Source organism: Janthinobacterium sp. SUN073, from assembly GCF_030397665.1.
In the GTDB taxonomy this organism is placed as follows: Bacteria; Pseudomonadota; Gammaproteobacteria; order Burkholderiales; family Burkholderiaceae_D; genus Janthinobacterium.
This window is the reverse complement of sequence record NZ_JAPUBT010000004.1, coordinates 435,663-449,947: the sequence shown is the minus strand read 5'-3', so window position 1 is coordinate 449,947 and position 14,285 is coordinate 435,663. Positions and strand designations below refer to the sequence as shown.

Sequence of the window (14,285 nt, the reverse complement as noted above, 5' to 3'; positions counted from 1 at the left end):
GCGTGCAAGCGATTCGCGTATCCTTGATCCAGGTGAAAAAACCACCTCAGCCGGTTTTATTCCAGCGCGTTTCGCGCAGGATCAGCCAGCTCGCGCAAAAGAATGCGGCGCCGCAGGCGGCGATGCTGGCGACGGAGGCGGGCAGCACGTGGGCCCAGATTTCCAGCGGCGTATAGGTGCTCCAGCTGGCCACGCGCGCGTCGAACGTGACGTAGTTCGCCAGCAGCCAGTAGATGGCCAGCAGGCCCGTGCAGATGGCGGCCTGACGCAGCAGCGGCAGTTGGCGGCGCGCGAACACGGCCAGCAGGAACAGCAGCAGCACGCCCGGATAGGCGCCCAGCACTTCCGGCGACAGCACGGAGATGGTCCCCGCGTCATAGCCATCGGCCGGACCGGCCCACTGCACTTGCAGCGCGGTGAGGAACAGGGTCAGAAGGAAAATCAGCAGCGGTTTGCGGGTCATGGTGGGCAATCGAAGAGGGAGGAAAGTGGGGCATTTTACAGCCAGGTCAAGCAAGTTGAAGGTGCGCCAGCCATGCATGCATTCCTTCACCTGCGTCAAGGACTGGGCCGCATGGGCGGGGCTATAGTCTGCACCCTGAGCCGATACAGGACTGTGAACATCATGATGCTTGAATCAACTACCGCCACCCGCGTGGCCGGACCGCTGGAACTGGTCTGCCCCGCCGGCAGCCTGCCTGCCTTGAAAGCGGCCGTCGACAATGGCGCCGATACCGTTTACCTGGGCTTTCGCGACGCCACCAATGCGCGCAATTTCGCCGGCCTCAATTTCGACGAGAAGGCCATCGCCGAGGGCGTGCGCTACGCCCACCAGTACGGACGCAAGGTGCTGCTGGCGCTGAATACCTATCCGCAGCCGCACAACTGGGCCGTGTGGCGCAGCGCCATCGACCGCGCCGCGCAAGCCGGCATCGACGCCATGATCGTCGCCGATCCGGGTCTGATGGCCTACGCGGCCCAGCACCACCCGCAGCTGCGCCTGCACCTGTCCGTGCAGGGCTCGGCCACCAACTACGAAGCCATCAATTTTTACCATGAACACTTCGGCATCGCCCGCGCCGTGCTGCCGCGCGTGCTGTCGATGGCGCAGGTGGAACAATTGATAGCCAAGACGGAGGTGGAGATCGAAGTGTTCGGTTTCGGCAGCCTGTGCGTGATGGTCGAAGGGCGCTGCGCGCTGTCGTCGTATGCGACGGGCGAGGCGCCGAACACCCACGGCGTGTGCTCGCCGGCCAAGGCCGTGCGCTGGCTGGAAACGCCGAACGGTCTGGAGTCGCGCCTGAACGGCGTGCTGATCGACCGCTACGCGCCCGGTGAAAACGCCAGCTATCCGACCCTGTGCAAGGGGCGTTTCGAAGTCAATGACGAAGAGTATTACGCGATCGAGGAGCCGGCCAGTTTGAATACTCTGGCGCTGCTGCCGCAACTGATCGCCATGGGCGTGCGCGCCGTGAAAATCGAAGGGCGCCAGCGCAGTCCGGCCTACGTGGCGCAGGTCACGCGCGTGTGGCGCGAAGCGATCGACGCCTGCCGCGAAGGCAATCCGCGCTACGCCGTCAAGCCGGGCTGGATGGCGGCCATGGACAAGCTGGCCGAGGGCCAGCAGCACACCCTGGGCGCCTACCACCGCTCCTGGAAATAGCAAAACCTACTGCGCGTCCCGGGGCGCGGCCTGCGATGCTCACCGTGCTGGAGCACGGCTGCGCTTCTCGGCCTCGCCGCAGGCCGCTCGCTACGGTTTTGTAACTTGAAAAATACTGGAAAAGGCATGCTAAAACTATCGTTGGGCCCCTTGTTGTACTACTGGCCGCGCGCCACCGTCTTCGAGTTTTACCAGCAGATCGCCGGCAGCGCCGTCGAGATCGTGTATTTGGGCGAGACCGTCTGCTCGCGCCGGCATGAACTGCGCCTGGCCGACTGGCTCGATATCGCCGACATGCTGGCCGCCGCCGGCAAAGAGGTGGTGCTGTCGACGCAGGCGCTGATCGAGGCGGGCGCCGAACTGGCGACCCTGCGCCGCATCACGGGCAATGGCCGCTATACGGTCGAAGCCAACGACATGGGCGCCGTGCACTGCATGGAAAAGGGCGCGCCCTTCGTCGCCGGTCCCCATCTGAACCTGTTCAATGGCCCCAGCCTGCAACTGCTGGCGCGCCTGGGTGCACGGCGCTGGGTGATGCCGCTGGAAATGGGGCAGGCGGCACTGGCCGAGATGCAGCGCCAGAAACCGGAAGGACTGGAGACGGAAGTGTTCGCCTACGGCCGCATGCCGCTGGCGTTTTCCGCACGTTGCTTCACGGCGCGCAACCGCAACCTGCCGAAGGACGATTGCGGCTACAGCTGCCTGGAAGAACCGGACGGCCTGCTGCTGCGCACGCGCGACGAAGTGCCCTTCCTCGTACTGAATGGCACGCAGACGCAGTCGGCCCTCGTCTACAACCTGGTGCGCGAACTCGACGCCATGCGCGACATGGGCGTGGCGGTGGCGCGCATCAGCCCGCAGGCCATGCATACGGAACAAGTCATCGCCATCTTCGATCGCGCCCGCCGCGGCCAGGTCAGCGGCGTTGGTGCTCAGGCCCAGCTGGCGGCCTGCCAGCCGGCCGGCGCCTGCGACGGCTACTGGCACGGCCAGCCCGGCATGGAACAGCACGCCGCTCATTGAACGCATCGAAAGGAAGCACCATGCAAGATCAATTGGAAAGATTGCCCATCCCGGCCAAGCCCGCCATGAGCAAGCCCGCCATGTCGTACCGGCTGCCCGAACCGCTGGCCGAATTGCTGTCCAAGCTGCCGCCGTACCCCGCCTCCTGGCTATTTGTGCAAGGTCTGAACCGCCTGCTGGCGCCGCAACTGCCCGACGATGTGCGGCGCAGCCTGGAGGGACGCACCCTGCGCCTGCGCTTGCTGGACGCGGGCATCGCCTTCGATTTCGAGTGGCAGGGCACGGTGTTCGTGGCCGAGCGCTATGTCGACGAGCCGGACCTGTGCATCGCCGCCAGCGTGCATGATCTGATGCTGCTGGCGCGGCGCCAGGAAGATCCTGACACGCTGTTCTTCAGCCGTCGTTTGAGCCTGGAAGGCGATACGGAACTGGGCTTGCTGTTCAAGAATACGCTCGACGCCATCGAGCTGCCACCGTTCGATTTACAGGCGCTGGGACCGCGCCGCGTGCTGGCGCATCTGCGCGACCGGGGCGCGCGGGAAGGCTGAGCGGAGCAGGGGGAGCGGAGAATTGCCGGAGCCGGCGTTCAATGGCGGCAGTGGCCGCAGGCGCCGCTGCAGGACGGCAGTTGTTCCTCGTCGGAGGCCTCGCCCATGAAGCCGGCGTCGTTGACGGCCGCCAGCAGGCGCTCCTGCGTGGCCAGCCGTTCGTCAAATTGCACCGTGGCGCCGTGGCGCGCCAGCGAGACGCACACGGTGGCCACACCCGTGACGGCCTCGAGCGCGCCCGTCAGCCTGTCGGCGCAGCCTTCGTGATCCATCCCGATAATATTCAAGCGTGCTGTCTGCATGGGTTCCTCTTGTTTTTCAGATAAAAAAACAGCGTAGGCGAGGGGTGCGCCTGCCGTCCAGAGCAGCACGCAAGTTTTTTTTTCTATTTGCGCTTTTATTGATCTGGATTAATTCCAAGCGCTCCTGCTCAGTCTGAAAGAGCTGTCGCTTTATACACAGTTACCCTATTCCAGTCGACAAGCGTGTCCTGCTGAATAGTAGTGTCGTTTTAATAATGTTGTTGATGAAGGTACTGGACAGGAGGGGCCATGCGGCGGCGCCTCCTGCTCCTGCTTGCCGGCCAGTGCCATGTGACGGCCTTCTTGCTTCTTTGTCGGCAAGTGCCTATCCCGACTTTCTGTGCTGGAGCTGCTCAATCCCAACCTGCCGGAGGAAATTCCGCTGGCGCACAAGTACTTTGGTATCGTCAAAATCATTACTAGTGGTTTTGTTGATCGGTGTCAAACAGGTACTTCAATCGTGCGCAGGATGTTTGATGAAACGCAAGGCGAGTTCAATAGAACACCTGTTGACACTTGTAAAATTTTCACCGAACATGATTCCTCGTAACAACATTTCTCCGGCGCAAGCGCTTACCGCAGGTGTCGTGCGGGACCCGTGCGCCCGTTCAACAGCCAGCCGTCGCCAACCGCCGAGCGCTCTGTTCCCTTGTAACCATCCGTTATCTTTTCGAAGGTTCGTCCATGCTCGATTCGATCGCGTCGGTATTGCACCAGGTTCCGGAATTGGCCTTGTTCCTGGCGTTGGCCCTGGGCTACGCGGTAGGGCAGATACGCTTCGGTCCCATCCAGCTGGGCGGCGTGTGCGGCACCCTGATCGCCGCGCTGCTGATCGGCCAGTTGGGCATCACGCTGGACGCCAGCGTCAAGAATGTCTTCTTCATGCTGTTCATCTTTGCCCTCGGCTATGCGGGCGGTCCCCAGTTCTTTGCCAACCTGAATGCCAAGGGCTTGCGCTTGGGAATACTCTGCCTGATCGAAGTGGTGGTGGTACTGGCGCTGGTGCTGCTGGCCACGCGGCTCCTGGGCCTGGACCAGGGCACGGCGGCCGGCATGATGGCGGGCGCGGCGACCGAATCGGCCGTCGTCGGCACGGCCACGGACGCCATTTCCAAGCTGGCGCTGCCGGCCGCCCGCATCGCCGAGCTGCAGGCCAACGTGGTTACCGCCTATTCGATCACCTACATCTTCGGCCTGATCGCCATCGTCATCGTCACCAGCCAGATTTTTCCGCTGTTGCTGCGCGTCAACCTGCGCGAGGAAGCGGACAAGCTGTGGGAGAAGATGGGCGGCGCGCAGACCGATGGCGACGGGGTGCAGGCGACGCCGGAAATGGTCGGCCGCGCCTACCGCATCAGCCGTGGCGCTGGACGCCGTCTCGATGCCTTGCAGCATATTTTTTCGGGCCGCGCCAGCATCACGCGCGTGCGCCGGCACGGCAAGGTGCTGGACCTGGAACCGGCACTGCGCCTGCGCGCCAACGATGAAGTGCTGGTGATCGGCCACCGTCCCGCGCTGGTGGCGGCCGAAGCCATCCTGGGCGAAGAATTTGCCGATACGACGGGCTTGAACATGGCCGTCTCGGCCGTCGAAGTGGTGCTGCAGCAAGCCGCGCTGGTGGGCCAGCCCCTGCGTCAGCTGGCCTTGCCTTCCGGCGTGCATGTGGCGGCCGTCGTGCGTGGCGAGCACAGCATGCCGCCCCTGCCGGACCTGGCCCTGCAGCGCGACGACGTGCTGCGCCTGTATGGCACGACGGAAGGGCGCGAGCTGAACACGGCGCTGGCCGCCATCGGCAAGCGCGTGCCCACGGGCGAGCGCAGCAACATCGTCTACGCCAGCATCGGCATCGTGCTCGGTGTGTATATCGGCGGCTTTACCGCCAGGCTGGGCGGCATCCCGTTTTCGCTGGGCACGGGCGGCGGCGCCTTGCTGACGGGCCTGGTATTCGGCTGGTACCAGGCGCGAAAGCCGGGCATGCCGGGCATCCCCCCCAGCGCGCTCGACATGATGAAGGATATCGGCCTGGCCACCTTCATCGCCTGCGTGGGCCTGGCGTCGGGGCCGCAGGCGATCGAGCTGATCCGCCAGTACGGCCTGTCGCTGCCGCTGATGGGCGTGTTGATCGCCGTCGTTCCCGCCTCGCTCTCTTTGCTGGTGGGACACTTTTTCCTCAAGCTGGAAGCGCCCGTGCTGCTGGGCGCCATCGCCGGCCAGCAGTGCAGCACGCCGGCCCTGTCGGCCGTGCAGAACGCGGCCGGCAACTCCACGCCCTTGCTGGGCTACACGATTACCTATGCGATATCGAACGTGGTGCTGCCTCTGCTGGGGCCGCTCATCGTGGCCCTGGCCGGCTCGGTCCACGCGTGAAGCACGCAAGAGCACACGCAGTAAAGAATTCCTTCAACACGAAAGGCGGTCCGTATGGAATGGTTGCATGAGTTATTCAAGAAGTCGCCCGAAATTGCCTTGTTTCTCTCCCTGGCAGTGGGTTACTACATCGGCAAGATCAAGTTCGGCTCGTTTCAGCTGGGCGGGGTCGCCGGTTCACTGCTGGTGGCGGTCCTCGTCAGCCAGGTAGGCGTCGCCATCGATCCCGGTGTCAAGTCGGTGCTGTTCGCCCTGTTCATTTACGCGGTCGGCTATGAAAGCGGACCGCAGTTCTTCAATTCACTGGGCCGCCAGTCGGTGCGCGAAATCATTCTGGCCGTGGTGCTGGCCGTGACGGCGCTGCTGACGGTGGTCATCATGGCCAAGGTCTTTGGCCTGGACAAGGGCCTGGCGGCTGGCGTGGCGGCGGGCGGCTTGACGCAGTCGGCCATCATCGGCACGGCCGGCGACGCGATCACCAAGCTGGGCCTGGCGGCCGACGAGGTGGCGCGCTTGCAGGGCAACGTGGCCGTCGGCTATGCCGTGACGTATGTGTTCGGCTCGTTTGGCGCCATCATCGTCTGCGTCAATATCTTGCCGAAACTCATGGGTCGCACCATCCGCGAAGATGCGATCAAGGCGGAAACGGCGCTGCAGGCGGGCGTGCAGGTGCTGGGACCGGGCCAGACGCCGGCCGCGCCTGACCTGATCGGCCGCATCTACGATGTGGGCCCGGGCGCCGGGCGCTCCGTGGAGGAGATCGAAAGTGCCCATCCGAACACGGCCATCACCATCGAGCGCGTGAAGCGCAATGGCCAGATCATCGACGTCAGCCCGGACCTGGTGCTGGCGGCCGACGATATCGTGCTGCTGGTGGGGCGGCGCGAAGCCATGCTCAGCGTCTCTTCCCAGCTGGGCAAGGAATTGCTGGCCGTCGAAGGCATGGAACTGGTGATGCAGCGTCGCGACATGGTGCTGACCAACAAGGCTTACCACAACAAGACGGTGGGCGAAATCCGCAGCGCGACGGCGCCCGGCGTGCGTCACGGCATCTTTGTCGTGCAGCTGAGCCGCATGGGCAAGATCTTGCCCATGCAACCGGAAACCATCGTACAGACGGGCGACGTGGTGACCATTTACGGCGCCGAGCAAGACGTCAAGCGCGTGGCGGCCGAAGTGGGCTACATGATCGTGCCGAGCGCCAAGACGGACTTCGTCTACATGGGCGCCGGCCTCGTCGTCGGCCTGCTGGTGGGCTTGCTGGTGGCGCGCATCGGCTCGATTCCGCTGACCCTGGGCAGCGGCGGCGGCGTGCTGCTGTCGGGTCTGGTATTCGGCTGGTTCCGCGCCAAGCGCCAGACCTTCGGCTACATGCCCAGCGGCGCCGTGCAAATCCTGAAAGACCTGGGCCTGGCCGGTTTTGTTGCCGTCGTCGGCCTCACGTCCGGCCTGCAAGCCGTGCAAACCGTGCGCGAACACGGCCTGACCCTGTTTGGCGTGGGCGTGGTGGTGACCATCCTGCCGATGATTTTGACCATGCTGATCGGCCGTTACATCTTGCGTTATGACAACGTCGCCATCTTTGCGGGCGCCTTGTCCGGCTCGCGCAGCGCCAATCCCGCGTTCGGCGAAGTGCTGAATGCGGCGCAAAACTCGATTCCCACCGTACCGTTTGCCATCACCTATGCATTGGCCAACGTTTTCCTGACCTTGCTGGGGCCGCTGATCGTGGCCTTCGTCTGAGTCTGCAAGAACCCTGCACATTGTCTGTCTAAAGGAGTAGCAAAAATGGATTTCAGTAACCCAAGCAAACTCGCCCTGTTGAGCCCCTTCGAATTGAAGGATGCGCTGATCCAGACGGCCAAGCAAAGCAACCGCCTGATGCTGAACGCGGGCCGCGGCAACCCGAATTTCCTGGCGACCACGCCGCGCCACGGCTTCTTCCAGTTCGGCCAGTTCGCCATGACGGAAGCGGAGCGCTCGTATGTGTACATGGACGACGTGGGCGGTTTCCCCACGCGCGAGGGTATCGAGGCGCGCTTTGAAATCTTCGTGCGTAAACACGAAGGCAACCCTGGTGCGCATTTCATCGAGGCGGCCGTGTCGTATGTGCGCGACCAGCTGGGCCTGAGCGCGGGCGATTTCATCTATGAAATGTGCGAAGCGATTCTGGGCTGCAACTATCCCGTGCCGGACCGCATGCTGCGCCTGTCCGAGAAAATCGTCGGCCAGTATATCCACCGCGAAATGATCGGTGACCATCCGTTTATCGGCAACTTCGACATGTACGCCGTCGAAGGCGGCACGGCGGCCATGACGTATCTGTTCTCCAGCCTGAAATCGAACCACATCATCCAGGAAGGCGACACCATCGCCCTGGGCATGCCGATCTTCACGCCGTACATCGAGATTCCCCAGCTCAATGATTACAAGCTGAACACCGTGCACATCGATGCGCCGCAATCGAACAATTGGCAATTCACCAAGAAGGAGCTGGACAAGCTGCTGGACCCGAAAGTCAAAGCTTTCTTCCTCGTCAACCCCAGCAATCCGCCTTCCGTCAAGATCGACGACGAGACCCTGGAATACATCGCCAAGATCATCAAGAAGCGTCCGGACCTGATCATCCTGACCGATGACGTGTATGGCACGTTTGCCGACAATTTCGTCTCGCTGTTCGCCATTTGCCCGTTCAATACCATCCTCGTGTATTCGTTCTCGAAATACTTCGGCGCGACGGGCTGGCGCATGGGCGTGGTGGCCACGCATGAAAACAATGTGCTCGACGACAAGATTGCCAAGTTGCCGGAAACCATCAAGAAGCAGCTCGATGCGCGCTATCACTCGATCACAACGGAGCCGCGCGAGCTGAAATTCATCGACCGCCTGGTGGCTGACAGCCGCACGGTGGCGCTGAACCACACGGCCGGCCTGTCCACGCCAGTGCAGGCGCAGATGACCCTGTTCTCGCTGTTCTCGCTGATGGATGAAGAGCAAAAGTACAAACAGTCGATGAAGCGCATCGTGCTGCGCCGCAAGGAAGCGCTGTACCGCGAACTGGGCTTGCCGATGGTGCATGACGCCAACTCCGTGCGCTACTACCACCTGCTGGACATGGAGTCCCTGGCCGCGCAGATGCATGGCGTGGAGTTTTCGCAGTGGCTGCTGAAAAAGCTCAAACCGAACGAAGCGCTGTTCCGCCTGGCCGAGGAAACGGGCGTCATCCTGTTGCCGGGCCGCGGCTTCGGCACCACGCATCCGTCCGGCCGCGTGTCGCTGGCCAACCTGAACGAATACGACTACGCCAACATCGGCCGCGCCATCCGCAACATGGCGTCCGAGTTCTTTGCCGTGTTCGAAAAGGAAAAAGAGAAGGGTAGCAAGAAGGCCAAGAAGTAAGCCGCTAGCCGCTTACGCTGAGTAGAACGGGCGCCCCGCAAGAGGCGCCCGTTTTTGTCTGTCAGTCTGCGTAACCAATAGTGCAGGGTGGAATGGACATCCGTGGATATAATTGCTATTGTGAAAGTATAAACATGGCAACCCCGTGCTTTCCCCTCATTCATTGACTGGACGCTACATGGGCAGATTGCAAGGACACTTATCATTATTGCTGGCGGGCGCGCTGGGCGCGGCCCTGCCCGCCCTGGCGGAACCGCTGACATTTAACGAAGCGCTGCAGCAAGCGGCCAAGGCCTCGGGAGCCGTGCAGGGCGCTGCGCTCGACGTGCGCGCAAAAACACTGAAGGCGGAAGCCTTGTCGAATATCGACGGCCCGTCGGTGGATTTGACGGCGTTTCGCGGCCGTTTGTCGACGGACTTGAGCATCGATACGAGCGGCCTGGCCGGCGTGGTGGGCGGCATCGAATCGGTGCTGCCGCCGATTCCCGGCTTGCCCACGCCGCACATTCCCAATTCCCTGAACCGTGAAGTGGTGACGGACCTGACTTCGTTCGGCTTGCTGGGCATGTGGCCCATCTACACGGGCGGGCGCCTGGACGCCGTCAAGGGCCTCGCTTCCAGCCTGACCCTGGCCGCGCAGGCCGAGCACACGGAAGCGGAAGAACAGCTGGCCACCCTGGTGGCGCAGCGCTATTTCCAGTTGCTGCTGGCCAAGCGGGTGGTGGCCGTGCGGGCCGAAGTGACGGACGGCGTGACGCAGCACCAGCGCGACGCGGCCAAGCTGGAAAAGGGCGGCCTGATTTCGCGCGCGGAACGCCTGCGCGCCGACGTGGCCCTGGACAGCGCCCGCAGCGAGGAAGCGCAGGCGCGCAGCGATGAGGAAATCGCGCAAGTGGCGCTCGACCGCTTGCTTGCCGTCAACTCGCAAGTGCGGCCCAGCACGCCCCTGTTCGTCAACAGCTTGCCTGTGGGTACTCTGCAATCGTTCATCAGCACGGGCATGCGCGAAAATGCGAACTGGAAAAAGATCGACAGCAAGCGGGTGCAGGCCGAGCAAGCCTTGAAGCTGCATGGCAAGGAATATGCGCCCACCGTGTTTGCCATCGGTAATTACAATTTGAATCGCGGCAGCGAAAAGCTCGTGCGCTCGAACTGGGCCATCGGCCTGGTCGTGTCCGTGCCGCTGGTGCACCGCATCAACACGGGCAAGATGATCGCCGCCGCCAAGCTGGACCAGGAGCGGGTGGAAGTGGTGGCGCGCCAGGCCGAGCGCGACATTCCCACCCTGATCGAGAAGAACTGGCGCGCGCTGGAAAACGCCCGCATCCAGTATCTGTCCACGGCCTCGTCGGTGGAGCTGGCGCGCGAAAATATCCGTTTGCAAACGGTGGCCTTCCAGCAAGGGCAGGTGACGTCGCTGGAAGTGGTCGACGCGCGCCTGAATCTGGCCAAGGTGGAAACCCAGCGCGCGCAGACTGCCTATAACTATGTGATGGGGCTGGCGCAATTGCTGGAAGCGACGGGCGAGACGCAGCGCCTGGGCAGCCTGGCGGCCGCAGCCGATATCCAATTACCTGTGGACAAATAATAATGAGTACTTCCAAAAAACCATTGGCCATAGTCGCCGCTGTCATCGTCCTGGGGTTCGTCGGCTGGGGCCTGTACCAGGCATTTCAGCCGCAGCGCCTGCCTTTGCAGGGGCAGATGGATGCGCAGGAAGTCAATGTCTCGTCGAAAGTGCCGGGCCGGGTAGGCGAGCTGTACGTCAAGCTGGGCCAGACGGTGCCGAAAGGCGAGCTGCTGTTCCAGCTGACGAGCCCGGAAGTGGATGCAAAGGTCGCGCAAGCGACGGCGGCCACGCAGGCGGCCGATGCCGTGGCGCAAAAGGCGCAAGCGGGAGCGCGTCCGGAAGAAGTCTCGGCCGCAAAAGCCAACTGGGAACGGGCGCAAACGGGTGCCACCATTGCCAAAACCACGTACACGCGCGTCAACAATATGTTCGAGCAAGGCGTGATTGCCCAGCAAAAACGTGACGAGGCGCAAGCACAATGGCGCGCCGCCGACCAGCTGGCGCAAGCGGCCCGCGCGCAATACGACATGGCGCAAAAGGGCGCCCGTCCGGAAGACAAGACGGCCGCCGCCGCGCAGGCGCGCCAGGTGGGCGCCGTACTGACGGAAGCGCAGATCGCCCTGGCCGAAACGAAGATCGCCGCGCCGGTGGCGGGCCAGGTCAGCAAGATCCAGATACAGCCCGGTGAACTGGCGCCGCAAGGTTTCCCGGTGATTACCCTGGTGAATCTGGACGATGCCTGGGCCGTGCTGCAGGTGCGCGAAGATGAAATGGCGGCGTTTGCCATGGGCAGCACGCATACGGCCAATGTGCCGGCGCTGAAACAGCAAGTGAGCTTCAAGGTCAGCTCGGTGGCCGTGCTGCCGGATTTTGCCACGTGGCGCGCGGCCCGTCCGGGCGGCACGGATTTGCGCACGTTTGAAATCCGCTTGCGTCCCGCCATCAAGGTCGATGGCTTGCGTCCTGGCATGTCGGTCGTATTTCCACCGCTCTGATAGCCGATGAGCGAAGCGGATAAAGGGCCGGTTTCTACGCTGGCGCGCGAGTGGGCGCGGCTGCGCGGCGATTTCTGGGATATGGGCATGCTCAGCTGGATTCCCGTCGTGCTGTGTGGCATGTTGTGGCTGGTGTTTTCCGCCGGCATCGCGCGCGACTTGCCCATCGTTGTCATCGATAACGACAACTCCACCTTGTCGCGCCAGCTGACGCGCTGGCTCGACGCTTCGCCCGGCATTGCCGTGGCGGCGAAAGTGGCGTCCAGCGACGAAGCCCTGCATCGCTTGCGCGAACGCACGGCGTTTGGTTATCTGGTCATTCCGAATGATTTCGAGCAGAAATTGCTGGGCGGCCGCCAAGCCACCGTGCAATGGCTGTACAACGCGCAGTTTTCCTCGCACGCGGGCGCCTTGCTGCGCGACGTGCGCACGGTCAGCACGACCTTGTCGGCCGGCATCGAGATGACGGCGCGCGCAAAAAAAGGCATGTCGGGCGTGCAGGCGGCGGCCCAGTTCGAACCGATCCGCACGACACTGAACAGTTTATACAATGAAAACACCAGCTATGAAGCGTTTCTGACCCTGGCCCTGATGCCGGCCATGTTGCAGATTTTCATCGTCGTCGCCGTCGTCACGAGCATCGGGCGCGAGTTGCGCGACGGCACCGTGCCGCAATGGCTGGCCTCGGCGAACGGCAGCTGGCTGCGCGCCGTCGGCGCCAAGCTGCTGTTTCCCCTCATCGCCTATTGCGCGCTGGCGCTGCTGTATTTGTTGTTCTTCAGCCTGGCGCGGGAGTGGGCCGTGGCGGGCAGCTTGCCAGCCTTGCTGCTGAGCATGTTGCTGCTGGTGCTCGCTTATTGTGGCCTGGCCACCTTGCTGATCGCCGCCACCCTGTCGCTGCGCCTGGCCCTGTCGGGCGCGGCCTTCATCACGGCGCCGGCCTTCGCGTTTGCGGGCCAGGCCTTTCCCTTGATGGCCATGCCGGCGCCGGCGCGCGCCTGGGCGGAAGCCTTGCCGCTCACGCATTATCTGCAACTGCAAACGAAATACTGGCTGGCCGGCGCGCCGTGGCGCTATGGCGTGCAGGAAATGCTGATACTGGCCGGTATCGCCATCGGCTGCGGCGCCGTGGGCGTCTTCCTGCTGGCGCGCCGCGCGAATGCCCCGGCCGCCTGGGGGCGCGCATGATGTGGCAATCGTTTATCGCCACCTGGCGCGCCATGCTGACGGACAAGGGCGCGCTGACCTTGCTGTTCATTGGCGGCATCATCTATTCCTTCTTCTATCCGCTGCCGTACTCGACGGAAATCGTCCAGCGCGTGCCCGTGGCCGTCGTCGACCAGGACCGCAGCGCCATGTCGCGCCAGCTGACGCGCTTCGCCATGGCCCATCCATCCTTGCAGGTCGTGGCCGTCACGCCAGACTTGCCCGTCGCGCAAGATTTATTGTGGCGCGACCAGGTCATGGGCGTCTTGATCCTTCCCGACGGCTTGCAGACGGACGTGCTGGCCGGCCGCGCCGCCCACGCGCAGGTGGCGGGCAATGGCTTGTATCTGATGCTCAACAAGGTGGCCTTGAACGGGCTGGCCGAAGTGGTGGGCACGGTGTCGGCCGGCATTGAACTCAAGCGTCTGGGCGCGGGCACGCCATCGACCATCCAGGCCAACCAGCAGCGCTCGCCCATCGCCTTCGACGCCGTGCCCTTGTTTAACGTCAAGGAAGGCTATGGCGCGTATGTCGTGCCGGGAGTGGCGACGCTCATTGTGCAGCAGACCTTGCTGATCGGCATGACCATGCTGTTCGGCACCTGGTATCAGCGCAAGCGCTTTCCGCTGGCGGGCCGACGCACGGCGGGCGGCTATGCGGGCATGCTGCTGGCGTTTGCCTGCGTGGCGTTTTTGAACTGCTGCTATTTCTTCGGTTTCGTCTTCTGGTTCCAGGACTACCCCCGTGGCGGCAATTTCGGCGGCATGCTCTTGCTGCTGGTGCTGTTCTCGCTGGCGGAAGCGGCGTTCGGCATGCTGCTGGGCATGCTGTTCCGCACGCGCGAACGGGGCACCCAACTGATGATCGCCACTTCGATGCCGATTCTGTTCCTGGCCGGCCTGACATGGCCCGTCTCGTCCATGCCCGTCGTGCTGCAATGGCTGCGCTGGCTGCTGCCATCGACGGCCGGCATCCAGGGCTTTGTCGTGCTCAACCAGATGGGCGCCTCGCTGTATGAAATCCGCCATGAAGTGGCGGGCTTGCTGGCCTTGCTGCTGGCCTGCGTGGCGCTGGGCTGGTGGCGCTGGCGCAGGATGGATGAAACGGTTGTTGATTTGAACAAGGCGTAGTGGGAACGATATGCAATAATTTCGTTTCCGTAACCCCTGCGAAATGCCGGGGTCGGACCCAAAGGGATTGGAATGCAGTCCA

The 14,285-nt window shown here is 63.2% G+C and carries 13 protein-coding genes; 11 read left to right on the top strand and 2 right to left on the bottom strand.

The annotated features are described in order from the left end of the window. Positions 1–46: 46 nt before the first annotated feature. Entirely contained in the window at positions 47–463 is a 417-nt protein-coding gene (locus O0882_RS14895) for a hypothetical protein (RefSeq protein WP_096234812.1), read from the bottom strand. A 165-nt stretch (positions 464–628) separates the two neighbouring features. Here O0882_RS14895 and O0882_RS14890 point away from each other — a divergent pair, with 165 nt between their 5' ends. The 3 genes from O0882_RS14890 to O0882_RS14880 all read left to right on the top strand — a co-directional run bounded on the left by O0882_RS14890 (position 629) and on the right by O0882_RS14880 (position 3,234). Next, positions 629–1,663: a peptidase U32 family protein gene (locus tag O0882_RS14890; protein ID WP_289949220.1), complete on the top strand. Its 1,035-nt coding sequence runs from the start codon at positions 629–631 to the stop codon at positions 1,661–1,663. 126 nt (positions 1,664–1,789) lie between these two features. Beyond that, positions 1,790–2,686 carry a U32 family peptidase gene (locus tag O0882_RS14885; protein WP_289949134.1) on the top strand — a complete coding sequence of 299 codons (897 nt, stop codon included), beginning with the start codon at positions 1,790–1,792 and terminating at the stop codon, positions 2,684–2,686. A gap of 20 nt (positions 2,687–2,706) precedes the next feature. Beyond that, positions 2,707–3,234: an SCP2 sterol-binding domain-containing protein gene (locus O0882_RS14880; protein ID WP_289949132.1), complete on the top strand. Its 528-nt coding sequence runs from the start codon at positions 2,707–2,709 to the stop codon at positions 3,232–3,234. A 38-nt stretch (positions 3,235–3,272) separates the two neighbouring features. Here the strand turns inward: O0882_RS14880 and O0882_RS14875 are convergent, their stop codons facing one another. Continuing rightward, a complete protein-coding gene (locus O0882_RS14875) occupies positions 3,273–3,536 on the bottom strand; it encodes a heavy-metal-associated domain-containing protein (RefSeq protein ID WP_071078113.1) in 264 nt (87 codons plus the stop codon). Positions 3,537–3,876: 340 nt separating this feature from the next. Between O0882_RS14875 and O0882_RS14870 the strand changes: the two genes are divergently transcribed. The 8 genes from O0882_RS14870 to O0882_RS14835 all read left to right on the top strand — a co-directional run bounded on the left by O0882_RS14870 (position 3,877) and on the right by O0882_RS14835 (position 14,203). After that, positions 3,877–4,086, top strand: coding sequence for a hypothetical protein (locus O0882_RS14870; RefSeq protein WP_289949129.1), 210 nt, complete (start codon positions 3,877–3,879; stop codon positions 4,084–4,086). A gap of 134 nt (positions 4,087–4,220) precedes the next feature. Continuing rightward, on the top strand, positions 4,221–5,903 hold the full coding sequence (gene aspT / locus O0882_RS14865) for an aspartate-alanine antiporter (RefSeq protein WP_289949126.1): 1,683 nt from the start codon (positions 4,221–4,223) through the stop codon (positions 5,901–5,903). 54 nt (positions 5,904–5,957) lie between these two features. Next, positions 5,958–7,646: an aspartate-alanine antiporter gene (gene aspT, locus O0882_RS14860; RefSeq protein WP_289949124.1), complete on the top strand. Its 1,689-nt coding sequence runs from the start codon at positions 5,958–5,960 to the stop codon at positions 7,644–7,646. A gap of 45 nt (positions 7,647–7,691) precedes the next feature. Then, positions 7,692–9,302 (top strand): bifunctional aspartate transaminase/aspartate 4-decarboxylase, encoded by a 1,611-nt coding sequence (locus tag O0882_RS14855; protein ID WP_289949122.1) that lies wholly within the window; start codon positions 7,692–7,694, stop codon positions 9,300–9,302. 178 nt (positions 9,303–9,480) lie between these two features. Beyond that, positions 9,481–10,890 (top strand): TolC family protein, encoded by a 1,410-nt coding sequence (locus O0882_RS14850; protein WP_289949120.1) that lies wholly within the window; start codon positions 9,481–9,483, stop codon positions 10,888–10,890. Between the two features lie 2 nt (positions 10,891–10,892). Next, positions 10,893–11,867 (top strand): HlyD family secretion protein, encoded by a 975-nt coding sequence (locus tag O0882_RS14845; RefSeq protein WP_289949119.1) that lies wholly within the window; start codon positions 10,893–10,895, stop codon positions 11,865–11,867. A 6-nt stretch (positions 11,868–11,873) separates the two neighbouring features. Continuing rightward, on the top strand, positions 11,874–13,055 hold the full coding sequence (locus tag O0882_RS14840; RefSeq protein WP_289949118.1) for an ABC transporter permease: 1,182 nt from the start codon (positions 11,874–11,876) through the stop codon (positions 13,053–13,055). Next, positions 13,052–14,203, top strand: a complete 1,152-nt coding sequence (locus O0882_RS14835) for an ABC transporter permease (protein WP_289949117.1) — start codon at positions 13,052–13,054, stop codon at positions 14,201–14,203. The genes O0882_RS14840 and O0882_RS14835 overlap by 4 nt, the downstream gene beginning before the upstream one ends. Positions 14,204–14,285 lie beyond the last annotated feature (82 nt).